21 protein-coding genes are annotated in these 24,722 nt (G+C 38.0%); 15 read left to right on the forward strand and 6 right to left on the reverse strand.

Annotated elements, in window-relative coordinates; all coding sequences use genetic code 11:
• The first annotated feature begins 85 nt into the window (after positions 1-85).
• Together atpD and atpC are read left to right on the forward strand one after the other, a co-directional pair.
• Positions 86-1,483 carry a F0F1 ATP synthase subunit beta gene (gene atpD / locus AC6IWN_RS01635; RefSeq protein WP_497990420.1) on the forward strand — a complete coding sequence of 466 codons (1,398 nt, stop codon included), beginning with the start codon at positions 86-88 and terminating at the stop codon, positions 1,481-1,483.
• Positions 1,484-1,522: 39 nt separating this feature from the next.
• Complete coding sequence (gene atpC, locus AC6IWN_RS01640; protein WP_497990422.1) at positions 1,523-1,930, forward strand: ATP synthase F1 subunit epsilon; 408 nt, start codon at positions 1,523-1,525, stop codon at positions 1,928-1,930.
• Positions 1,931-2,073: 143 nt separating this feature from the next.
• On the opposite strand, the gene AC6IWN_RS01645 is transcribed toward atpC, so the two are convergent.
• Complete coding sequence (locus tag AC6IWN_RS01645; RefSeq protein WP_497990423.1) at positions 2,074-2,889, reverse strand: response regulator transcription factor; 816 nt, start codon at positions 2,887-2,889, stop codon at positions 2,074-2,076.
• A gap of 399 nt (positions 2,890-3,288) precedes the next feature.
• Here AC6IWN_RS01645 and AC6IWN_RS01650 point away from each other — a divergent pair, with 399 nt between their 5' ends.
• The 3 genes from AC6IWN_RS01650 (at position 3,289) to AC6IWN_RS01660 (ending at position 6,976) form a co-directional block, all read left to right on the forward strand.
• The gene (locus AC6IWN_RS01650; RefSeq protein ID WP_497990425.1) at positions 3,289-4,080 is read left to right on the forward strand and encodes an SDR family NAD(P)-dependent oxidoreductase; all 792 of its coding nucleotides are present in this window, start codon (positions 3,289-3,291) and stop codon (positions 4,078-4,080) included.
• A 53-nt stretch (positions 4,081-4,133) separates the two neighbouring features.
• Positions 4,134-5,501: an aspartate aminotransferase family protein gene (locus AC6IWN_RS01655; RefSeq protein WP_497990427.1), complete on the forward strand. Its 1,368-nt coding sequence runs from the start codon at positions 4,134-4,136 to the stop codon at positions 5,499-5,501.
• Positions 5,502-5,641: 140 nt separating this feature from the next.
• The gene (locus AC6IWN_RS01660; protein ID WP_497990429.1) at positions 5,642-6,976 is read left to right on the forward strand and encodes a C40 family peptidase; all 1,335 of its coding nucleotides are present in this window, start codon (positions 5,642-5,644) and stop codon (positions 6,974-6,976) included.
• Between the two features lie 272 nt (positions 6,977-7,248).
• Here the strand turns inward: AC6IWN_RS01660 and AC6IWN_RS01665 are convergent, their stop codons facing one another.
• Together AC6IWN_RS01665 and AC6IWN_RS01670 are read right to left on the reverse strand one after the other, a co-directional pair.
• Positions 7,249-7,401 carry a hypothetical protein gene (locus tag AC6IWN_RS01665; protein WP_497990431.1) on the reverse strand — a complete coding sequence of 51 codons (153 nt, stop codon included), beginning with the start codon at positions 7,399-7,401 and terminating at the stop codon, positions 7,249-7,251.
• A 16-nt stretch (positions 7,402-7,417) separates the two neighbouring features.
• Positions 7,418-8,557, reverse strand: a complete 1,140-nt coding sequence (locus AC6IWN_RS01670) for a sodium ion-translocating decarboxylase subunit beta (RefSeq protein WP_497990433.1) — start codon at positions 8,555-8,557, stop codon at positions 7,418-7,420.
• A 356-nt stretch (positions 8,558-8,913) separates the two neighbouring features.
• Here AC6IWN_RS01670 and AC6IWN_RS01675 point away from each other — a divergent pair, with 356 nt between their 5' ends.
• The 9 genes from AC6IWN_RS01675 to AC6IWN_RS01715 all read left to right on the forward strand — a co-directional run bounded on the left by AC6IWN_RS01675 (position 8,914) and on the right by AC6IWN_RS01715 (position 19,939).
• Positions 8,914-10,083: a tetratricopeptide repeat protein gene (locus AC6IWN_RS01675; RefSeq protein WP_497990435.1), complete on the forward strand. Its 1,170-nt coding sequence runs from the start codon at positions 8,914-8,916 to the stop codon at positions 10,081-10,083.
• Positions 10,084-10,149: 66 nt separating this feature from the next.
• The gene (gene hflX / locus AC6IWN_RS01680; RefSeq protein ID WP_497990437.1) at positions 10,150-11,394 is read left to right on the forward strand and encodes a GTPase HflX; all 1,245 of its coding nucleotides are present in this window, start codon (positions 10,150-10,152) and stop codon (positions 11,392-11,394) included.
• A 209-nt stretch (positions 11,395-11,603) separates the two neighbouring features.
• Complete coding sequence (locus AC6IWN_RS01685) at positions 11,604-13,976, forward strand: ribonucleoside triphosphate reductase (protein ID WP_497990439.1); 2,373 nt, start codon at positions 11,604-11,606, stop codon at positions 13,974-13,976.
• A 208-nt stretch (positions 13,977-14,184) separates the two neighbouring features.
• Positions 14,185-15,033: a thymidylate synthase gene (thyA, locus tag AC6IWN_RS01690; RefSeq protein ID WP_497990441.1), complete on the forward strand. Its 849-nt coding sequence runs from the start codon at positions 14,185-14,187 to the stop codon at positions 15,031-15,033.
• A gap of 14 nt (positions 15,034-15,047) precedes the next feature.
• Positions 15,048-15,548: a dihydrofolate reductase gene (locus tag AC6IWN_RS01695; RefSeq protein WP_497990443.1), complete on the forward strand. Its 501-nt coding sequence runs from the start codon at positions 15,048-15,050 to the stop codon at positions 15,546-15,548.
• A gap of 133 nt (positions 15,549-15,681) precedes the next feature.
• Positions 15,682-16,749, forward strand: coding sequence for a branched-chain amino acid aminotransferase (locus AC6IWN_RS01700; protein WP_497990444.1), 1,068 nt, complete (start codon positions 15,682-15,684; stop codon positions 16,747-16,749).
• An 11-nt stretch (positions 16,750-16,760) separates the two neighbouring features.
• Positions 16,761-17,258, forward strand: coding sequence for a DUF6106 family protein (locus AC6IWN_RS01705; RefSeq protein ID WP_497990446.1), 498 nt, complete (start codon positions 16,761-16,763; stop codon positions 17,256-17,258).
• Between the two features lie 193 nt (positions 17,259-17,451).
• Positions 17,452-18,906 (forward strand): IMP dehydrogenase, encoded by a 1,455-nt coding sequence (guaB, locus tag AC6IWN_RS01710; RefSeq protein WP_497990448.1) that lies wholly within the window; start codon positions 17,452-17,454, stop codon positions 18,904-18,906.
• Between the two features lie 229 nt (positions 18,907-19,135).
• Positions 19,136-19,939 (forward strand): phosphotransferase family protein, encoded by an 804-nt coding sequence (locus AC6IWN_RS01715; protein WP_497990450.1) that lies wholly within the window; start codon positions 19,136-19,138, stop codon positions 19,937-19,939.
• A 121-nt stretch (positions 19,940-20,060) separates the two neighbouring features.
• On the opposite strand, the gene pyk is transcribed toward AC6IWN_RS01715, so the two are convergent.
• Complete coding sequence (gene pyk, locus AC6IWN_RS01720) at positions 20,061-21,488, reverse strand: pyruvate kinase (protein ID WP_497990452.1); 1,428 nt, start codon at positions 21,486-21,488, stop codon at positions 20,061-20,063.
• A gap of 157 nt (positions 21,489-21,645) precedes the next feature.
• On the reverse strand, positions 21,646-22,317 hold the full coding sequence (locus AC6IWN_RS01725) for a TIGR01906 family membrane protein (protein WP_497990454.1): 672 nt from the start codon (positions 22,315-22,317) through the stop codon (positions 21,646-21,648).
• A gap of 268 nt (positions 22,318-22,585) precedes the next feature.
• On the opposite strand from AC6IWN_RS01725, the gene purH reads away from it, so the two are divergent.
• On the forward strand, positions 22,586-24,139 hold the full coding sequence (gene purH / locus AC6IWN_RS01730) for a bifunctional phosphoribosylaminoimidazolecarboxamide formyltransferase/IMP cyclohydrolase (protein ID WP_497990456.1): 1,554 nt from the start codon (positions 22,586-22,588) through the stop codon (positions 24,137-24,139).
• 137 nt (positions 24,140-24,276) lie between these two features.
• On the opposite strand, the gene AC6IWN_RS01735 is transcribed toward purH, so the two are convergent.
• On the reverse strand, positions 24,277-24,477 hold the full coding sequence (locus AC6IWN_RS01735; RefSeq protein ID WP_497990458.1) for a cold-shock protein: 201 nt from the start codon (positions 24,475-24,477) through the stop codon (positions 24,277-24,279).
• Positions 24,478-24,722: the final 245 nt, after the last annotated feature.

Consider the following 24,722-nt stretch of genomic DNA (forward strand, 5'->3'; position numbering starts at 1 on the left):
GAAGGAGATTAAAATTCTATTCATGATTAACAAACTGGTTCGTCAGTTTGTGTTGAAAACAGATTGCTTAGAATAAGATAAATATATGGAAAAAGGTAAAGTTATACAAGTTTTAGGTCCTGTAGTGGATGTAGAGTTTGAAAGCGGAAAGCTTCCAATGATTAAGGATGCGCTTGAAGTAACAAGAGAAGGTGAAAAGCTTGTTATGGAAGTTGCCAGTCATATTGGTAATAATATAGTTCGTTGTATCGTGTTGGCTTCCAGTGAAGGTCTTGTAAAAGGAATGGAGGTTACTGCAACCGGTTCCTGTATCAAGGTTCCTGTAGGAAAACAGACACTCGGTAGAATGTTTAACGTTCTTGGCGAGACAATCGATGATGGAGAGCCTGTTGTAGGCGAGGAACAGTGGAAAATCCATAGAGATCCTCCGTCATTTGAAGATCAGAGTCCTGTTGTTGAGATTCTGGAGACAGGTATCAAGGTTATTGACTTATTAGCACCTTATGCAAAGGGTGGTAAAATTGGTCTTTTCGGTGGTGCCGGTGTTGGTAAAACCGTATTAATTCAGGAGTTAATTCGTAATATCGCTACAGAGCACGGTGGATATTCCATTTTCACCGGTGTTGGTGAGCGTTCCAGAGAGGGTAATGATCTTTGGAGAGATATGAAGGATTCTGGCGTTATTAGTAAAACAGCCTTAGTGTTTGGTCAGATGAATGAGCCTCCGGGTTCTCGTATGAGAGTTGCTCAGACTGGTCTTACCATGGCTGAGTACTTTAGAGATAAAGAAAATCAGGACGTGTTATTATTCATTGATAACATTTTCCGTTTTGTACAGGCAGGTTCCGAGGTATCCGCACTTCTTGGACGTATGCCTTCCGCAGTTGGTTACCAGCCTACTCTTGCAAATGAAGTGGGTGAATTACAGGAGAGAATCACTTCAACTAAGAATGGTTCCATAACTTCTGTTCAGGCGGTATATGTACCTGCCGATGACTTAACAGATCCTGCTCCGGCAAATACCTTTGCGCATCTTGATGCAACAACCGTATTAAACCGTAAAATCGTTGAGCAAGGTATCTATCCTGCTGTTGATCCGTTAGAGTCCACTTCCAGAATCCTTGAGCCTGACGTAGTAGGTGAGGAGCATTATGAAGTAGCTAGAAAGACTCAGGAGCTCTTACAAAAATACAAGGAATTACAGGATATTATCGCTATTCTTGGTATGGAAGAGCTTGATGAACAAGATAAATTAGCAGTTTATCGTGCTAGAAAGATCCAGAAGTTCTTATCCCAGCCATTTAACGTAGCTGAGAACTTCACCGGTATTCCTGGTAAGTATGTACCTTTAAGTGAAACCATTAAAGGCTTTAAAGCAATTATCAATGGTGAAATGGACGAATATCCAGAACCTGCATTCCTTAATGTAGGAACTATTGAAGATGTAATTGAGAAAGCAAAGCTTATTGAAGCGAAACTATAATAATACTCTTCATTTATTGAAGATGGAATAGGAGGAGCTATGGCTAAGTTATTCAAGCTTGAAATCATAGCGAGTGATCATCCCTTCTATAAAGGGGAGTGTGAAATGCTCGTTTTCCCCGGTATTGACGGACAACATGGTATTCTTGCAAGTCATGAACCCATGGTTACCTGTTTAAAGCCTGGTGAAGTAAAGTTCCTTATCGATGGAGAATGGCAATACGCAGCAGTAAGTGAAGGCTTTGTAGAGATTACACCTGAGTATGTGATTTTACTTGCGGATTCAATAGAAAAACCGGATGAAATTGATCTTGTACGTGCGGAGGAAGCTAAAATCCGTGCTGAAGAAAAATTACGCCAACAATTGAGCAAACAAGAGTATTATCATACAATTGCAGCGCTTAATCGTGCTATGACCCGTCTCAAGGTTAAAAAGAGTCATACGTAATATAAAAGATAAGGTTATATAATCATATCTATAATAGGAGGATGCCAGATTCCTGATAGGAGTCTAGCATCCTCTTTTGTTGAACTTATACTACAAACTATTGTAATAGTGATTATTAATTAATTTGTGTTTGGTCCATGGGTTTATATAGTAACATTATGTATAATAGTGCCACCATTCGTTTCTTCGTTAATCTTATGAACAAGTTGTGCACGATTGGACACTTGCAGTTTTTGAAGTAGATGTCCGACATGTTTCTTTACTGTATTCTCAGTGATACTGAGTAGATTCCCGATTTCTTTATTTGATTTTCCAAGCAAAATAAGATTTAATAGTTCTTCTTCCCGTTTTGACACACCATAATTACTCCTAAGATAAGAAAATTGAGTATAAGTATGATTTTCTTGTAATCGATTATCATACTCTAGTTTCATACGACTTACTAGATGAGGCACTAGCTTTTGAAGTAGAATAAGGTCATGATCAGAAAAGTCAGATTTATGACTCCTTCGATAGAAAGCAATTACTCCATAAGATATCCCTTTAGAGGAAATACTAATTCCAGCCACATGGATCAAATCCATTGGTTTAAGATATTCCTGATAATAAGGGGTTTGTTTTCGTATATCATTTGATATAACATCCGACTCTCGGTATACAACTGAATTTTGATTGTTAAAAAACCATCGGGTATAATCTGATGCACCATATTGGTTTTCATAAAGATTGGTAAACTTCTCTTCAAATTCCTTGGAAAAACGACTAATTACAATTGGTTCCACTAATGAGATGAAGTTTTTACTATTAACTGCAAGACAATAATCTGCTAAATCATAATCTATTAATTTTCTTAATGATAACAGGAATTTTTTGCGAGCTTGATTATAATCCTTAATACCGTGAAATTCACTGCTAATCCCATTAATTATTTCCCATTCTTCGTCCCTTATAGATGACATGTTCTCCTCCAATATCATATTTGACAAACTATATGTTTTTAAAAGTTCTATTTCCGGTATCGAGGTTAAGTATAATCTTATTTAAAGACGATAAGATGTTAAATTTACGCTTTAATGTGATATGTTACTATATTAATTTATAAACTTACATTTTAACTCTATCTTACTCTATCTTATAATAAAGATAAATTTTCTAAAAGCAATTTATTCTATAAATAACACCAAGGTAGTAATTTTTACAATATAAATACTACCTTGGTGGCTATCTTCTAATTATAAAAGCTCTTATACTATCAAAAAGTAAATAAAAAATGGTAGATATCTAAGTGCTAAAGATATGCTATGAATTGTTGGATGTTTATAATAAAGAAGAGGTATAGAGAAAGGAGAAGATTTCGTATGGAGGAGATTTATCGGTTTGATGATCAGATCTGTTTGGTTACAGGAGCAGGAAGTGAAAGCGGTATTGGGTTTGCCACAGCTAAAATCCTAGGAAGACTTGGAGGACAGGTGATTATAACAGGTACCACAGAGCGGATATTTGATAGAGAACAGGAATTGAGGGTAGAAGGAATTAACGCTCGTGGATATATCGTTGATCTTACGAATCAGCATTCGGCAAGAAAGCTAATTGATTCAGTATCGAAAGATATGGGAATTATAGATGTTTTAATTAATAACGCCGGAATGACTCAAGTGGGTCAAGCTGAGAAGCTAACCCTATTTTGTGATATGGGTGATGGAGAATTTGAAGAGTCGATAGAGCGTAATCTGATGACAGCGTATTATACGACACGAGCAGTAATAGAGGGTATGATTAAAAAGCGTTATGGCAGAATAATAAACGTATCTTCGACGACTGGCCCAATTGGAAGCAACCTTGGTGAAACTGGCTACGGAGCAGCAAAGGCAGCAATGCTTGGGATGAGTAAAGGGATAGCACTTGAAGTGGCTAAGTACAATATTACTGTGAATAATGTATTACCGGGTTGGATTGCAACAGGATCTCAGACTCAGAAAGAGGCTTTGGCAGGAAGGTGTACTCCGATGGGGCGAAGTGGTAGCCCGGGAGAAATTGCTCATATGATTGTATTTCTGAGTTCAAAAGAGGCCTCTTATATAACCGGTCAGGACTTTGTTGTTGACGGCGGAAATTGTATCATCGAAGATAAGGGAAGCAATGAGATTTGATATAAGAAGTTATTAAGTTTCACAATGAATAGATCGGTAGAAGAATATTAACAATGAAAGGTATGAATGGAATGATTAATCGAGAGTTGTTACAAAAAAAATTTGATAATGAGATCCATCTATTTGAAGAAACACATCCTATATCTTCACAGTTATATAGCAAAGCGAAGGGGAACCTGTTACAGGGAGTTCCAATGAACTGGATGGTAAAGTGGGCAGGAAGCTATCCGATTTTTGTGAAAGAAGCGAAGGGCGCACATTTTAAATGCGTGGATGGTTTGGAGTACATAGATTTTTGCCTTGGTGATACCGGGTCAATGGTTGGACACTCACCGGAGGCGGCGGTAGAAGCGATTACTAAGTACTGCAGGCAGGGAACGACCTTTATGCTTCCCACAGAGGATGCAATATACAATGGGGAAGAGCTTAGTCGAAGATTTGGCGTGAAATACTGGCAGTTTACTACTTCGGCAACGGATGCAAATCGATTTTCCCTTCGTCTGGCTAGACAGGTAACGGGAAGACCTAAAGTTTTAGTTTTTAATTGGTGCTATCATGGAAGTGTAGATGAGTCTTTCGCTACTTTGAATGAACAAGGGAAGGTAGTAGCTAGAGAAGGTAATTTGGGACCACAGATTGATCCATTCTGTACTACAAAAGTAGTCGAATGGAATGATATTGATGCTCTTGAGAATGCCCTGAGAGACGAAGATGTTGCTGCAGTACTTACGGAGCCAGTTATGACGAATATTGGAATTGTTCATCCAAACGAGGGCTTTCATAAAGCCCTAAGGGAATTGACGAGAAGATACGGAACTTATTTGATTATCGATGAGACACATACCATTTGTACCGGAGTTGGCGGATATACGAAAGAATTCGGACTAGAGCCGGATATAGTTACGCTTGGGAAAACAATTGCATCAGGTATTCCAACCGGAGCTTATGGTTTTAGCGAGGAATTTTCACAAAAAGTAATCGATGTAATTCAAAAGGAAGTGTGTGACACCGGAGGGATAGGGGGAACACTAGCCGCAAATGCTCTCTCTATGGCTGCGATGAGAGCTACGCTATCTAAGGTATTAACAGAGGAGTTCTATCAACGTAATATTCCTTTAGCAACCCACTTCAACGAAGGGGTGCAGTCTGTAATGAAAGAGTTTGATTTGGACTGGAATACAACTCAACTGGGTTGTCGAACCGAATATTGGTTTCGAAAGGAGCCAGCTAAAAATGGTAGCGAAGCGTCAGCGGCTTGTGATTTTCTGCTTGATCAGTATATGCATTTGGCAAGCATGAACCGTGGAATACTGATGACACCATTTCATAATATGGCCTTAATATGCCAATACACCACGGTGGAGGATATTGACTATCATACAAAAGTATTTCGAGAAATCGTGGGGGAAATAAGTAAATAATTTACCAGAAAATACATCATGCAATTTTGGATATTCTGTCGTATAATAAGTATGTAATTAATTTAACAAATTCGTAATAACTATTACATACGACAATATGTGAATAACATTTAATCACATAGGAGGAACTTAGATATATATTGCCGGTTAATTCAGCGTTAGATATCGTTAAGGTTCAGTGTGGAAAATCAAGATTTTTCATACAGCGAATTTGTGTAACACACAAATTAGAATGTATCGACAGAATGGAGATTTATATGATGAGAGTACATAAGCTAGGAGCGTTTCTATTAGTAGGAACATTGACAATGGCAGGAAGAGCAACGATGGCACAAGCGGCGGAAGCACCATTACCGGAGCAGCCAATTGCGGGAATTAATTTATCTCTGGATGTTTTATTTGAAAATTCTAGTCAAGCAGATAAAGCAATCACAAATTACTTTGAAAATAATATTCCGGAGGAATATGAGAATTTAGCATTTGCCAAAGTTACAAGCTACGTAAATATTAGAAGCGAAGCAAATGAAGATAGTGAAATACTTGGAAAGCTTTATAATAACTGTGCAGCTAAGATTATTGATAAGAAGGGCGGCTGGTATAAGATACAATCCGGTTCCGTTAATGGATATATTAAATCAGATTATCTAGTTACAGGCCAGGATGCGATAAAAGTTGCAAACTCGGTAGGTAAAAGAATTATTACTGTTAACACAACAACATTAAAGGTAAGAGAAAGTAATTCTCAAGATTCACAGGTGCTTGATTTAGTTGCAGAAGGTGACAACTTTAATGTTATTAAAGAGATGGATGGTTGGATAAAGATATCTCTTGGTGGAGATAAAGTTGGTTATGTAGCAGCTGATTTTGTTAAAGTTGATACTGATTATGAAACAGCAGTATCCATTGAAGAGGAGCAAGAGAGTATTGCTGAAGAACAAGCTGCTAATCAACAACAGGATAATGATCAAACAACGAACAATCAGAATTCCAATAATCACAGTAGTAAGCCAGTAAAGAAACCAACAAAAACTACAGTCGTTAAAAAGCCGATTAGGAAACCAACGAGACCTGCAACAACAGTTACGGATAATGCACCAAGCAATGATGCTGGTTCATCGTTAGGAAGTAATATAGCTAACTACGGATTACGGTTTGTTGGTAATCCATATGTTTGGGGTGGTACAAGCTTAACGAATGGTGCCGACTGTTCCGGATTTACACAGTCCGTATTTGCTCATTTTGGAATTAGCATTCCTCGAACCTCAAGATCACAGGCTGCAAGCGGAAGAAGTATATCAATTAGTAATATACAGCCAGGAGATTTGCTCTTCTATGCTAAGAACGGTAGAATTAATCATGTTGCTATTTACATTGGTAACGGTAGAGTCGTTGCTGCAAGTAGTCCATCCACTGGAATTAAGACATCAAGATATAACTATAGAACACCTGTTAAGGCAGTAAGATACATAAACTAATAAGAAGACGTATTGTAAATCATATTTTGCAATACGTCTTTTTTAGTATGCACATCCTACCGGGATGACGGATAGAAATTACGTAGGCGATGCAATGAGGACTAATGTCTATCAAAACAAAGCCCGATAATAAACGAAATCATTTTAAACTCCAGCTTTGTTTTGGAATTGATATTTTACTATTATAAGAGGAAGGTGAATGACAGTGGTCAATTCACCTTCCTCTATATAATATTCTTATATAAAATTTTTAATATACTTGCATACGGGGATTATTCCTCATCATTGTCAAACTTCTTAAAGCGTGGACGGTTCGTTATCCATGTTAGAAAAACAACGATTAGGGTTAATATAAATATTACTACAAAGATGGAAAGCATACCTTTTCCCATAATTTCTAACGCTTGAAGTACTGTTTTATCCATAATGTTCTCCCTTCTACTATTTAAGCATCTGAATAACAATATTCAATACTACACCACCGGCTACTACAGACCCGATCTGGCCTGCTACATTTGCACTGATTGCATGCATTAATAGGTGATTGGAAGGATCCTCTTTCAAGCCCATTTTTTGAATAACACGGGCTGACATGGGGAATGCGGAGATTCCGGCTCCACCAACCATTGGATTGATTTTCTTCTTTAAGAAGAGATTTAGTATCTTTGCGAATATAACACCACCAATAGTGTCGAAGGTGAAAGCGAATAAACCGAGACCCATAATCATTAAAGTCTTAATATCCAGGAAGGATTCTGCCTGCATACTGAAGGAAATAGTAATACCAAGTAATAATGTTACCAGATTTGCTAATACATTCTGAGCGACATCGGATAAAGTTCCAAGTACACCACATTCACGAATTAAGTTACCAAACATTAAGAAACCAACGAGTGCAACTGAATCAGGGGCAACTATGCCGGAGATAACGGTTACAATGATCGGGAAGAGTAATCGGGTAAGCTTTGTTACGGAATGAGGATTATATTCCATACGAATTAAACGTTCTTTCTTGGTTGTAACTGCTTTGATAGCGAGAGGCTGAATGATTGGAACCAAGGCCATATACGAATACGCCGCGACTGCAATTGGCCCGATGTATTTACTACCTAACCTTAGGGATACAAGAATTGAGGTTGGGCCGTCTGCTGCACCGATAATACCGATAGAAGCAGCATCCTTTAAATCAAAGCCACAAGCTGCTGCTACAAGGATGGTAAGGAAGATACCAAACTGTGCGGCACCACCAAAGAAGAACATCTTAGGGTTAGATAAAAGTGGACCAAAGTCAATCATTGCTCCGATACCGATAAATAATAATAACGGTAGTAATTCGGATTGTCTGATCGTGGTTTCATATAGCCATTGAATGATTCCGTGTGAGTTTTCTACACCCGGTACCACCTGATCCAATACTCCACTGAAGGGAATGTTGACTAAAATAGCGCCGAAACCCATGGGGAGAAGTAGGGAAGGTTCGTATTCTTTTGCAACTGCAAGATAGATTAAGATACCTCCAATGAGAAACATAGCTGCTTCTTTCCAGGTTAATGCTGTAATACCATTGAATAAGAAATCCATAAAAATTGTCCTCCTTAGCATAATAATCATTCTCAAAGAAATCAAAATTTATGCGTAATGAATAAGTTTGAATGTATAAATAACGGATCATCACTGACCGATTTCGTTTGAAAAGTACAATATGAAATTGTTTCTATTGTAGCGTATTTTTGCTAATTATGTCAATGAAAAAAGCAAACTTTATGGACAAGTTTGCTATACTTTACACGGTTAGCACATTGTCATTTTGAAGCTTATAGGGTATAATTAACCATGGATATTCTTGGGTTTATTAAGTGCGTGCTTTGGAATCGTGGACAACTTGTCTGCATTGGATAAACCATGGGGATAATTTCATATTGAAACGGAGAATGATTATGAAAAGGATTCTTTCTATCGGTTTGAGTTTTCTACTGATAGTTTCCTTAATTGCTTGCGGTAAAGACGGTGATCTGGCGAAATCTGGCCGCAAGAATTTTGAGAAGGGAAATTATGAGGAAGCTGCAAACGATTTTAGCAAGGCAATTACTAAGAATCCGAACCGGGCAGAGTATTACATCGATTACGGCCTCACCTTGATCGCTCAAGGAGAATATGAGAAAGCACTGAAGCAGTTTAATGTGATTTCTGTTAAACCCGGCGCTTCGGTTGCAAAGGAAAATAATAAAAGGGCACTCAGGGGGAAAGGGATCGCTTATTACCAAATGCATGATTATAAGAAGGCATTGGAGGAGTTTGAAAAGGCTTTAAAAATCCATGAATTGTCAAACCTGAATGTGGACATATTGTATTATATGGGAAGTGCCCAGCGGATGTCCGGTTCCTACGATAAAGCAGTTGAAACCTATTCTTTATTGATTAAGAAGAATAAAAAGGATGCGAATGCCTACTGTAATAGGGCATATTGCTATCAGCTGACAGGAGCATATGATAAAGGTTTATCTGACTATAATAAGGCTCTTTCGTTAAAACCTAAGAAATTGGAATATTACATCGGTAAATATAATCTTCTTAAGATAAGTAATAAGGAAACAGAAGCGAAAGCAGTACTATCGGAGGGGGCGCAAATCAAAGCTCAAACTGATCTCGACAAATACAATATGGCAAGAATTCATTATTATTTAGGGGATGAAAAAGCGGCAATGAGTCAGCTTCTGCAATCTGCACAATCCGGTATTGAGGAGGCATATTATTCTGTAGGTGAAATATACCGGGAAAAAAAGAATTACAAAAAAGCGCTTGAATATTATGAGAAGTACCTTAGTGAAGGGAAAGTGGAATCTGCCAAGGCCTACAACCAGGTAGCTGTATGTTTAATGAAGAATAAGGAATATGATAAGGCATTGGGCTATCTGAAAAAGGGAATTGCCCAAAAGGAGGGTACTACTTTACAGGTTCTCATGAAAAATGAAATTATCGCTTTTGAAAATCTAGGTGAATATGACAAAGCACATGAGACAATTGCTGATTATCAAAAGAAGTATCCAGGGGATAAAGAAGCGAAAAGAGAAGCGGAATTTATCGATACTCGGATTGGTTCATACTAATTGAGTAATAATAAATAAAAAAACGAAAAGAAAAAGCAGCTGTGATACGGCGGATTGGAGATATGGATGGGACAGTTATATGATGTAAAAGAAATGGAGGAACGCTTTGTACTGGTCGGAGTTGCTGCTTCAGACAGTGATGATACAGTACAGTCTCTGGATGAACTGGAGGAGCTTGCTTCAACCGCCGGAGCGATAACCGTTGGAAAGATTATTCAGAATAGAGAAAAGGTTCACCCCGGAACCTATATCGGCAAAGGTAAAATAGAAGAAGTGAGAGAATTGGCGCTTATGACAAAGGCAACCGGAGTGGTCTGTGATGATGAGCTTTCTCCTGCACAATTAAAAAACCTTGAGAACTCGCTTCAGATGAAGGTACTAGACCGAACCGTTATTATACTAGAGATATTCGCAAAACGTGCCTCCACAAGAGAAGGAAAAATACAGGTTGAATTGGCACAGCTCAGATATCGTTCTTCCCGTTTGATTGGACTGGGGAATTCCTTATCAAGGCTGGGTGGAGGAATTGGTACCAGAGGTCCCGGTGAGAAAAAGCTGGAGATCGATCGTCGATTAATTAAAGAAAGAATAACGATATTGCGTCATGAGCTAGATGAAGTGAAGCAAAACCGTGAAACTGCCAGAAATCTTCGAAGCAAGAATCGTATCCCGGTTATTGCAATTGTAGGATATACGAATGCAGGAAAATCAACTTTATTGAATTATCTCACAAATGCAGGGGTTCTTGAAGAGGACAAGCTTTTTGCTACACTGGATCCGACGACCAGAAACCTGGAACTTGAGAGTGGGCAGCAGATTTTACTCACGGATACAGTAGGATTTATCCGCAAGCTTCCTCATCACTTGATTGAAGCATTTCGAAGTACACTTGAAGAAGCCAAGTACTCCGATATAATACTTCATGTGGTGGACAGTGCAAATCCTGATGTGGATCGTCATATGCATATAGTATATGATACGTTAAATAAACTTGGAATTCAGGACAAAGAGATTATCACAGCCTTTAATAAACAGGATAAACCGGAAGCGGATCGTACGATCAAAGATTTCAAGGCGGATTACACAATTAAAATATCAGCAAAATCTGGTGATGATGTAAATAAATTATTGGAACTTATTGAGAAGATTCTTAAGGAACGTAAAATTCTTTTAGAAAAAGAGTTCTCATATGAGGATGCCGGAAAGATTCAAATGATAAGAAAGTACGGACAACTTTTGGAAGAGGAATATCGTCAAGATGGAATCTATGTAAAGGCATATGTACCAAAGGATATTTTCCAAAGTTTGTAGGAAAATCTTCGCAAACCCTTGATTTATCGGCCTTCCAGCAAATAAAGTAAATAGGACAAAATTACTAAAATTAATACTAGATATAGTGCTGGGGCAAAATTGCTAGCATATATCTAGTATTTTTGTATTGACTCTGGAAAACATTTCTGGTAGTATTGAGTCTAGAGGTAATCTTAGAATTTAAGAGAACGGGAAGGGGTCAGTTACTTATGATTAACGTTATTAAGAGAGATGGTCAGGTTGCCGAATTCAACCTAAAGAAAATCAGTGAAGCAATAACAAAAGCCTTCAAAGCGACAGAAAAATTCTATACAGAAGAGATTATTAGCTTGTTAGCATTACGTGTAACATCTGATTTCCAAAACAATGTGAAAGATGAAACCATTCACGTGGAAGATGTACAGGATAGTGTGGAAAATGTATTGGAACAGACAGGCTACACTGATGTTGCTAAGGCATACATCCTTTACCGTAAAAATAGAGAAAAAATCCGTAACATGAAGTCTACAATTCTTGATTACAAAGAGATTGTAAACAGCTATGTAAAGGAAGAGGATTGGAGAGTAAAAGAAAACTCTACCGTTACCTATTCCGTTGGCGGTTTAATATTACATAATTCAGGATCTGTTACAGCGAATTATTGGCTGTCAGAAATATACGATCAAGAGATAGCAAGTGCACATCGTAACGCGGATATTCATTTACACGATTTATCCATGCTGACCGGTTACTGCGCAGGCTGGTCTTTAAAACAGTTAATAAAAGAAGGACTCGGCGGAATTCCGGGTAAGATCACATCATCCCCTGCAGGTCATTTGTCCACCCTTTGCAATCAGATGGTTAATTTCCTAGGAATTATGCAAAATGAATGGGCTGGCGCGCAGGCCTTCTCCTCCTTTGATACTTATTTGGCGCCATTTGTTAAGGTAGATAACTTAACCTATAAGGAAGTAAAGCAGTGCATTCAATCCTTCGTATATGGCGTAAACACACCGAGCCGTTGGGGTACACAGGCACCATTCTCCAATATCACCTTGGACTGGACGGTACCGAATGACCTTGCAGAATTACCATGTATCATCGGTGGCAAAGAAGTTGACTTTAAGTACAAAGATTGTAAAAAAGAGATGGATATGGTCAACAAAGCCTTTATTGAGATTATGATTGAAGGAGATGCGAACGGTAGAGGATTCCAGTATCCGATTCCGACCTACTCCATTACCAATGATTTTGACTGGTCTGATACAGAGAATAATAGACTTTTGTTTGAGATGACATCAAAATACGGTACCCCATATTTTTCAAACTTTATAAACAGTGATATGGAACCGAGTGATGTGCGTTCTATGTGTTGCAGACTTCGTTTGGATCTTAGAGAACTTCGTAAGAAAACCGGTGGTTTCTTTGGTTCCGGTGAAAGTACCGGTTCTGTGGGTGTTGTTACAATTAATATGCCTCGTATTGCATATCAGTCCATTACAGAGGAGGAGTTTTTTGAGCGCCTTGATCGCATGATGGATCTCGCAGCTCGTTCCTTAAATGTAAAAAGAGGCGTAATCACAAAATTACTGGATGAAGGGTTATACCCATATACAAAGCGTTATTTGGGATCATTTGAGAGTCATTTCTCAACGATTGGTCTGATTGGTATGAATGAGGTTGGTTTAAATGCCAAATGGTTAGGCAAAGATATGACCGATAAGAAGACCAAGGATTTTGCAATTAAGACGTTAAATCATATGAGAGAACGCCTATCTGATTATCAGGAAGAGTACGGCGATTTATATAACCTGGAAGCAACTCCGGCAGAGTCCACAACCTATCGTTTAGCTAAGCATGACAGAAAGCGTTGGCCCGATATTAAGACTGCTGGCAATGAAGGGGATGTTCCTTATTATACGAACAGTTCCCACCTTCCGGTAGGCTATACTGAGGATATTTTTGATGCGCTTGATGTTCAGGATGAATTGCAGACATTATACACTTCGGGAACCGTATTCCATGCATTCCTTGGTGAAAAGTTGCAGGATTGGGAAGCAGCGGCAAAATTAGTTCGAACAATTGCATCTAATTATAAATTGCCTTATTACACCTTGTCCCCTACCTATTCGGTATGTAAGACACATGGATACTTAGTCGGAGAACAATATACCTGTCCTCACTGTGGTGAGAGGGCGGAAGTATATAGCCGTATTACCGGTTATTATCGTCCGGTTCAAAACTGGAATGAAGGTAAATCCCAGGAATACAAGAACCGTAAGATCTACAGACCAGAGCAATTCAGAGAGATGGAAGATCATAAGTCGGAGAATAATTGTGCTTGTGCTGAGGAGAGCACCGCAATGGGAGACGGGCTATATCTCTTTACTACAAAGACCTGCCCCAATTGCAAGCTTGCAAAGGAGTTCCTAAAAGGAATATCTTACGCAGTTATTGATGCAGAAGAAAATCAGGATTTAGCGAATGAATTCAGTATTATGCAGGCACCTACTCTGGTAGAAATAAAAGATGGTGTTGCCACAAAATATGTGAACGCATCAAATATAAAACGTTTTGTAGAGGAAAGTGTAGTTTGTCTGTAAGAGGTTGAGTACATTTACACTTGCCCCTTATATTAAAAATAATTGCTTATAAGAATAATTGACATAGAATGTTCGTACCGGATAGGGAAATAACTTATTCTGGTACGAATATTTTATGTGTGTTTAGAGGTTGCCTTGCGTAGCAAACTAAGGTACAATAATTTAATGTAGAAGATGATTTGTTAAGATCGCAAAACGGAGGATTTTTATGAGTTTAGCAGATAATATATTTATATCCATGTGTAAGGATATATTAGAAAACGGAGTGAGTACCGAGGGTGAGAAGGTCAGACCGAAATGGGAGGATGGAGCCTTCGCATACACGATTAAAAAATTTGGTGTAGTGAATCGTTATGATTTAACAAAGGAATTCCCGGCAATGACGCTTCGAAGAACCCCGATTAAAAGCTGTATTGATGAATTGTTATGGATATGGCAAAAAAAATCGAATAATGTTAATGAGCTTAACAGCAGTATCTGGGATAGCTGGGCAGATGAGAACGGAGCTATCGGTAAGGCCTATGGATATCAGATGTCGGTGAAGCACAAATATAAAGAGGGAGAGATGGATCAAGTGGATCGCGTGATCTTTGACCTGAAGAATAATCCATACAGTAGAAGAATCATGACGAATATCTATGTTCATCAGGATCTTCATGAAATGAATCTATATCCCTGTGCATATAGTGTAACATTTAACGTGACTAAGAAAAAAAATAGTGAAAAATTAACCTTGAATGCAATATTAAATCAAAGGTCAAATGATATCTTAGCTGCGAACAGCTGGAATGTATGTCAATATGCAGTTCTTGTGCATATGCTTGCACAGGTGTGTGATTTCGAAGTAGGTGAATTGGTACATGTGATTGCGGATGCACATATTTATGACAGACATATACCGGTGATACAAGAATTGATTGAACGTCCTACCTTTGATGCACCTACCTTTTGGATGAACCCGGAAGTAAAGGATTTCTACAGCTTTACTGTAGATGATTTTGAGCTTCGCGATTATAAGTTTGGACCAAAAGTGGAGCATATACCGGTAGCAGTATAGAAAGGTGAATTAGCATGAATTTAATCGTAGCAGTGGACAATAACTGGGCAATCGGATATCAGAATAAACTCCTCGTGAGTATTCCGGCGGATATGCGTTTTTTCCGTGATGAGACAACAAATAAGGTGGTAATTATGGGTAGGAGTACTATGGAGAGCTTTCCTGGTGGACAACCCTTAAAGAATAGAACGAATATAGTGATTACAACAAAACAGGACTATAAAATAAAGGATGCAGTAGTGGTACATAGTATTGAAGAAGCACTTGAGGCAGCAGCTCCCTATCGATCCGAAGATATCTATGTGATTGGAGGAGCAACGATATACAGACAGATGCTCCCGTTCTGTGATATAGCACATGTAACGAAAATTGATTACAAGTATATGGCAGATACTCATTTCCCTAATCTGGATCAGATGGAGGATTGGGTGTTAGCCGAAGAAACAGAAGAACAAACCTACTATGATCTTACCTATACCTTTTGCAGATATGAGAGAAATAAAAAAATCCAATAAAAAATACTTGAAAAATCAGGTTAGTAAGACTACTATAAAGAGTATAAAAATTGGTAATAATTCGAATTACCAGCTACGAGAATAAATTCGTTCATTGATGGGATGAAAGGGTTTAACAAGGAAGGATGAGAAAATGTTAGATATTAAAATTGAGATGACAAAAAATCCAAAGGTATTACCGGGTTCGGATAATCCTTTAAAGTTTGGTACCATTTTTACCGACCATATGTTTATTATGAATTATGAAACGGGAAATGGTTGGAATAATCCACGTATTATACCGTATCAACCGCTCAATTTGGAGCCTTCCGCAATGGTGTTTCATTATGGACAAGAAATGTTTGAAGGGTTAAAAGCCTATAAAACAGAAGATGGAAGAACACTATTATTCCGTCCAAACAAAAACATTGAAAGAGCGAATAAAACAAACCGTAGAATCTGTATTCCGGAGATACCCGAAGAGGATTTTCTAGAAGCGATTAAAGCGGTTGTAAAAGTAGATGATGCATGGATTCCAACGAAAGAAGGGACTTCACTGTATATCAGACCATTTATAATTGCAACAGATCCATACTTAGGTGTGAAACCTTCTGATCGATATGTATTTATTATCATCTTATCTCCAGTTGGAGCGTATTATCCGGAGGGACTTGATCCGGTTAAGATCTGGATTGAGGATGAGTATGTAAGAGCGGTAAAAGGAGGCATCGGTGAAGCAAAGGTAGGTGCTAATTATGTGGCTTCCTTAAAATCACAGGTGAAAGCACATGATGCAGGCTATTCCCAGGTACTGTGGCTGGATGGAGTACATCGTAAATATATTGAAGAAGTAGGTGCTATGAATATATTCTTCAAAATCAATGGTACTGTAGTAACTCCTAAGTTGAATGGGAGCATTCTTCCCGGTGTGACCAGAGATTCTGTAATTGCTCTGTGTAAAGAATGGGGACTACCTACTGAGGAACGCCAGATTTCGATTGATGATATCTACGAAGCAGCACAAAATGGAACTTTAGAAGAAGTATGGGGTACCGGTACAGCAGCAGTTATCTCACCCGTTGGTGAGCTTCGTTGGGAAGAGAATATCATGCGAGTTCAAGATGGTGGAATCGGACCGGTTAGCCAGAGATTATATGATACCATTACAGGAATTCAGTTAGGTAAGATAAAAGACGAACATAATTGGACAGTTGAAGTGTAAGGAGGATTTGAATGAATCAGTTATACGCGGAAGCAGGAGTTAAGAAAAAAGAGGACATACAGTCCATAGCAATAAAAGTATTGATAGCGCTAGCGGTAATCGTTGCATTAATTATTGCCACTTTCGGTAGTTATTTTGTAATAATCAGCGTTGCAATCATTGCAGGTGCCTTTTTTGTTGTCCCAAGATTAAGTGTGGAGTATGAATACGTATTTGTTGACGGTCAGCTTGATTTTGACCGTATTTTGGGAAAAGCAAGACGTAAAACCTTACTCACTGTCGACATGGAACAGATGGAGATAGTTGCTCCGTTTGGTTCCCATGCATTGGATGGTTATAATAATGCACAGCTTGAGATTAAGAATTTTACTAGCGGTGATAAATCAGCAAAACCTTATGTTATCATAGCAAGTGCGGAAGATAAAAAGTATCGTATTTATTTTGAACCGAGTGAGAAGATGATAACGATGATGAGGCAGAAAAGTCCAAGAAAAATTTCTTTGATATAGTATAAAAAAATTAGATGTATGAGATGTGATTCTGATTGCTTCTCATACATTTTTTATTTATACGCAAATGTCAACATGATTGAAAAAACTATCGGTTTATATCTTTTCATGGTTGACAATACTATCTTAATTGGTTATACTTTTAAAAATCTATTTTAACAACTAAATATAAGAAAGTGAGGAGATTATCAAAATGGGTAAAATTATCGGTGAAGGAATTACCTTTGATGACGTATTATTAGTACCTGGATATTCAGAGGTAACACAAAATCTTGTTGATCTGACAACAAACCTTACAAAGAAAATTAAGCTTAATATCCCGTTAATGAGTGCCGGAATGGATACGGTAACGGAAAACCGTATGGCAATCGCGATGGCAAGACAGGGAGGCATAGGCATTATTCATAAAAACATGTCGATTTCAGAGCAGGCTGAAGAGGTTGATAAGGTAAAACGTTCAGAGAATGGAGTTATCACCGATCCCTTTTATTTATCTCCGGATCATACATTGCAAGATGCGAATGAAGTCATGGGAAAATACAGAATATCCGGTGTTCCGATTGTTGAGAACGGTAAAAAGTTAGTTGGTATTATTACAAATCGTGATTTAAAATTTGAAACTGATTTCTCAAAGAAGATTAAAGAGTCCATGACCTCAGAAGGACTGATTACTGCAAAAGAAGGAATTACTCTTGAAGAAGCAAAGAAAATTTTAGCTTCCGCTAGAAAAGAAAAACTTCCTTTGGTGGATGATGAGGGTAATCTTAAGGGACTTATCACAATCAAGGATATAGAGAAACAGATTAAGTATCCGTTATCCGCTAAGGATGAGCAGGGACGTCTCTTATGTGGCGCCGCTGTTGGTATTACAAATAATATTCTGGATCGTGTAGATGCTTTAGTAAAAGCTAAGGTTGACGTCATTGTACTGGATTCCGCACACGGACATTCCTTAAATATCATCAAAGCAGTAAAATCGATTCGTGCAGCATATCCTGATCTTCAGATTATTGCAGGTAACGTTGCAACCGGGGAAGGCACACTTGCTTTGATTGAAGCAGGAGTGGATGCAGTTAAGGTTGGTATCGGCCCGGGTTCCATCTGCACAACACGTGTTGTAGCAGGTATTGGTGTACCTCAGATTTCTGCAATTATGGATTCCTATGCGGTAGCAAAGGAACACGGCATTCCGATTATCGGTGATGGAGGTATCAAGTATTCCGGTGATATTACAAAAGCTCTTGCAGCAGGCGCTAACGTATGTATGATGGGTAGCATTTTCGCAGGTTGTGATGAAAGCCCGGGAACTTTTGAACTGTTCCAGGGTAGAAAATATAAAGTATACCGTGGCATGGGATCAATCGCAGCAATGGAGAATGGCAGTAAGGATCGTTACTTCCAGACCGATGCGAAAAAGCTTGTTCCGGAAGGCGTTGAAGGACGTGTAGCATATAAGGGAACGACAGAGGACACTGTATTCCAGTTAATTGGTGGTTTACGTTCCGGTATGGGTTATTGCGGTGCAAAGGATATCCAGACCTTACAGGATACCGGTAAGTTCGTTAAGATCTCCGCTGCTTCTTTAAAAGAAAGCCATCCTCATGATATCCACATTACGAAAGAAGCTCCAAATTATAGTGTGGAATAAAAAGCTACTTGAACTAGAATATGTGGATAAAATCGAATGAATGCAAGGGACTCTCATTCATGTTACAGATGAGTTATTGAGAATTAATATGATAAATTGACGGATCGAATAATTAATATCACAGCAGGCGGGGACAGATCATATATATGACTATCCCTGCCTGTTATATGTTTAAAGTACTAGGTATAATATATAAGTTTAGTAATATGTGAAAAGTTAGGGGTGTATGATGAAAGGAAACTTAATCGGTAGAGGTTATACAGCAGAGGTTTATGAATGGGGTGAGAAGGAAGTATTAAAGCTTTTTTATCCTTCTTTTCCGATGGTTGCAATTGAAAGGGAGTATCATATAGCCAATACGATAAATGAGCTTGGATTGCCGGCTCCTGCTGCTTCAGATCTAATTGAAATAGAAGGACGAAAAGGGATTATATATACTAGAATAGCAGGGGCATCGATGTTGGGAACCATTATGAAAAATCCATTCAAATTAAAGAAATATATGATACAAATGGCAGAGAATCATTATAATATGCATCAGATCCATGGCTTAAATATACCTAAGCAAAAAGAAAGCTTGGAATGGAGTATTCTCCATGCAGAGGATTTAACAGAAGAACAGAAGGATGAGATGATTGTGTTGCTTCAAATGTTGCCGGAAGGGGATTCATTATGTCACGGTGATTATCATCCGGGCAATATCATTACTAACAGTACTGATACATATATATTGGACTGGATGACAGCATCTTCGGGAGTACCTGCAGCGGATGTGGCAAGAACACTATTGTTACTAAAAGAAGCAGCATTACCGGAAGAGATTCCTGGCTTTTTGAAATCAATTATTCAACTGCAGCGTAATAATATGGCTAAGAAGTATTGGAAGGAATATCAGAGATTGTCCGGTTTGCGTATCGAAGATGTAACATGTTGGAGGGCTGTTTTGGCCGCAGCAAGATTAATGGAGAGAATACCGCCCGTTGAGAAAAAACTCCTTATGAATATTGTAAATGATGCAAGCAAGAAAGCATAAACATACTTAGGTTTATAAATCTAAGAAAGGGTTGTTATGAAATGATATACTATTTCATAACAACCCTTTTTGTTAGTTTGTAATTTTATATTTTAACCAAGAATTATATTGTATATAGAGATTAGTGAGTTTCACCAGCAACTTGAACTTTAATTAAGTTTGTGGTTCCAGCGATACCTAACGGTACACCGGCGGTAAGTACTGCAACTTCACCATCTACTAAATATCCTGCTTTTTCAACTGCCTGAATAGCATGATCAAATAACTCAAAGGTATCGTGCTCGATTGGCATCAATAAAGGTGTTACACCCCATGCCATGTTTAACTGACGGCAAACAACCGGATCAGTGGTACAACCAAGGATCTGACACTGAGGACGGAAGCGGGAGATGATACGAGCGGTTCTACCGGAAGTAGTAACGGTGATAATCATCTTAGCATTCAAATCATGAGCAGTTGTTACAGTTGCACGAGAAATCGCATCGGTAATGTCAGGATTCGGGCTTGCATCAGCAATTTTGAAACGCTTCTTGTAGTCGATATCAGCTTCTGCACGGGTAGCGATTCTTACCATTGTTTTTAATGCTTCTACAGGATATTTTCCTGCAGCTGTTTCACCGGATAACATGATAGCACTTGTTCCGTCATAGATTGCATTTGCAACGTCTGTGGTCTCAGCTCTGGTAGGTCTAGGATTTTTCATCATGGAATCTAACATCTGAGTAGCAGTGATAACCTGCTTGGAGCTGTTATAAACCTTTTTGATAATCATCTTCTGAATAACCGGAACTTCTTCATAAGGGATTTCAACACCCATGTCACCACGAGCGATCATAATACCATCAGCTGCTTTGATGATTTCATCGATGTTTTCAACACCCTGTAAGTTCTCGATTTTTGCGATAATCTTTACTTTGGAATTATGAGCATCAAGGATTTTACGAATATCCTTAACGTCTTTTGCAGTTCTTACGAAAGAAGCAGCAATAAAATCATAACCCTGTTCAACAGCGAAGAGAATATCAGAGCGGTCTTTTTCGCTAATATAAGGCATAGATAATTCAACACCTGGTACATTTACACCCTTACGGTTGGAAATTATTCCACTGTTCTTTACTTCGCAGATAATGTCAGTATCATTTAAATCTTTAATCGTTAATTCAATTAAACCATCATCAATTAATATGGTATTACCTACTTTAATATCGTGAACTAATTCTTTGTAAGTGATAGAAACGATGGATTCATCCCCTTCAACTTCTCTGATGGTTAAAGTAAAGGTCTGACCCTCGGTTAACTGAATTTTTTTATCGTCCTTAAAGGTACCGATACGGATTTCTGGGCCTTTGGTATCAAGTAAAGTTGCAACCGGGATTCCCAATTCCTCACGTAATTTTTCGATTGTTTTTAATCTTCCAAGATGTTCTGCGTGATCAGCATGGGAAAAGTTGAATCGCGCGACATCCATTCCTGCAAGGATGAGCTCTCTCAATACTTCTTCACTTTCTGCTGCCGGACCCAAGGTGCAAATAATTTTCGTTTTTCTCATGTTTTACCTCCGTGATACCTTACCGGTACCTAATTTTTGTTGTTTGATGAATGTGTACTTTATTGAATGATTTGAAATTTGAATACATCTTCAAATCTTGTTAATAATTTATCAATCTTATTATATCGTATTGAGATGATAAATCAATACTATAAACTTACAATTTTAAACCCTTATTTTTACGGTATTTTATGCTAAAATACTTCTTTTTTCTAAAATATATCGCCACTGAGAGAATACTGAACAAAATAACAATTAATATAATCAACACGGCGCAATGCATAAAGAAAGTGTCAGGGAGAATATTGATTACAGGGTCCGTACTTGGATCAAATAGCCAATCGTTGTTTCGAAAGGCAATCTTATGGAATAAAACAAAAGTCTTATCAAAATTAATTGCCATTAATATTCCTAATATAAACGGTAAAACAACAGAGGTAATCGCAGATGCTAAAAGGTAGTTGTAATCATTATCTTTTCTCTTTTTAATGATTATTATTATAACAGGAAATATGGTAATTGTACCTAAAATATAGAAGAAAGTAAAAATATTTTTTACATCTGCAAAGTGACTCAAACCGCTATTCGATGCAGGCAGAGTCGGAAATACTAGGTTGCCCTTAAAAAAAGGAGAGGAATAATCGATCAACGCGTTATAGTTACGCAAGATTTCACCTTTTGGTATTCCGGAATTTATATCGATATTTAATAATTTGACATCCATATAGTACAAAGGTCTGAAATTAATGGTAATTACGACCGCTATGGATATAAATAATAGGGTAAACAATAATCCGATGAATAGATCGGTAATTTTGAATCTTTTCATATGAAACCTCCAGGCTAATAAAACCCGCTAATTTGGGCATTAGCACAACTTTGCCGTAACTTTCTCCTGTTGATATGCCAATGAATGGCGTACCTTACGAATTATAGTACTTTTTGAAGCGGATTGCAATATTAATTGGCGTTAATATTATATATTAGAAATAACGATAAGATACATAAGTATTTATGAATTGAAAACAAACTTGCCATGGTGTAGAATTTTTATATATTTAAAGAACTCTTTAATACGAGTAAAAAGGAGATTGGGCATGAGAGCATTAATAAGCGTATCAGATAAAACAGGAATTATTGAACTTGCCAAGGAATTGGTATCCTTAGGTGTTGAAATCATTTCAACCGGAGGTACCTATGGCAAATTAAAGGAAGCAGGCGTTCCTGCTATTGAGATATCAGAATTAACCGGCTTCCCGGAGTGCTTAGATGGGCGTGTAAAGACTCTTCATCCTACAGTTCATGCAGGATTACTTGCTATGAGAAGCAATCCTTCCCATATGAAACAGCTAGCAGACCTAAACATTGATACAATCGATTTTGTATTCGTTAATTTATATCCATTCAAGGCAACTATTCTAAAAGAGAATGTCGAAAGACATGAGGCGGTAGAAAATATTGATATCGGCGGACCTACCATGCTTCGTTCTGCAGCTAAGAATTATCAGGATGTTGCTGTTGTCGTAGATCCTAGAGATTACGATAAAGTATTAACAGAGTTAAAAGAAAACAGGCAAGTTTCCCTTGATACAAAGTTCTATCTGATGCAGAAGGTATTTATGCATACCTCCTCTTATGACACCATGATTGCAGATTACTTAAAGAAACAGAGAAATGATAACGAGCTTCCTGAGACGCTAACACTTACCTTCGAGAAGGTTCAGGATATGAGATATGGTGAAAATCCTCACCAGTCAGCAGCGTTCTATCGTGAGATTGGCAAAAAGAAAGGCTCCCTGACGGATGCAACACAGTTAAACGGTAAGGAATTATCCTTCAATAACATCAACGATACGAATGGTGCATTAGAATTATTAAAAGAATTTAAAGAGCCTACCGTAGTGGCTTGCAAGCATGGTAATCCTTGTGGTGTAGGTAGTGCCGATAATATAACGGATGCTTGGAAGAAAGCATATGATGCGGACAAAACCTCTATCTTTGGCGGAATTGTAGTAATCAATCGAGAAGTGACTGTAGCAATGGCAGAAGAGATGAAGAACATCTTCTTAGAGGTTGTGGTTGCTCCTTCTTATGAAAAGGAAGCACTTGATATCCTTACTGTAAAGAAGAACATCAGAGTTCTTCAGCTTCCTGATATCGACGTGCCACAGGATGAGAATGCATATGATCTGAAGAAAGTAAACGGCGGATTAATCGTTCAAACAATAGACAGCAAGCTGTTAAATGAGGAAGAGGTCAAAGTAGTAACGGATCGTGTACCTTCCGAAAAAGAGATGGAAGATTTATTATTTGCATGGAAGGTAGTAAAGTTTGTCAAATCCAATGGTATTGCTGTGGCGAAGGATAAACAGTCCATCGGTATTGGCCCTGGACAGGTAAATCGTATCTGGGCAACCAAGCAGTCCATTGAGCATGCAGAGGAATTAATCGGTGAAGGAGTTACACAAGGTTCCGTTCTAGCCTCTGACGCGTTCTTCCCATTTGATGATTGCGTGGAAGCGGCACATCAGGCGGGTGTGACTGCAATTATCCAACCTGGCGGTTCCAATAGGGACGAAGATTCCATTAAAAAATGCAATGAATATGGTATCGCAATGATCTTCACGGGTATGAGACACTTTAAACACTAAATCAGATTAAAAACAAGTTTAATCAATTAAAAAGGCTTGAGGAACGATAAGTTTCTCAAGCCTAAATTATTGATTTGATTAATTGTTGTAACAGCGTAAGTTATCTTAATCGAAATATTACCTATCGAATGCTTCGATTACAGTCTGTATACATTAGCAGCCTGAGGGCCTTTGTCGCCATCTACTACTTCGAACTCAACTTTGTCTCCTTCTTCGAGAACCTTAAATCCATCCATCTGAAGAGCTGAAAAATGAACAAATACGTCGTTTCCTGCTTCGTCAGAAATAAATCCAAATCCTTTTTTCGCGTTAAACCATTTCACTGTTCCGGTTTTCATAAAATCCTCCTAAAGCTTGTTTGAAATTGCATTACATATATTAGTAATGTTGGTATAAATTTAACATAAAATTAGTAAAAAGTCAAACTTTTTTGTTGTATTTTGTTGAGATTCTGTTGAATGAATTATAACTTTTGGTTTATTTCTACAATGAATATAACCGATGAGAATGATTTGTAGTAAACAAACACATGCTAATGGTGAATTATTGGAAAGCATAATTCACGCTTCTAAGTTTGTGCCTG

This window comes from Variimorphobacter sp. HTMS_6, assembly GCF_059717775.1.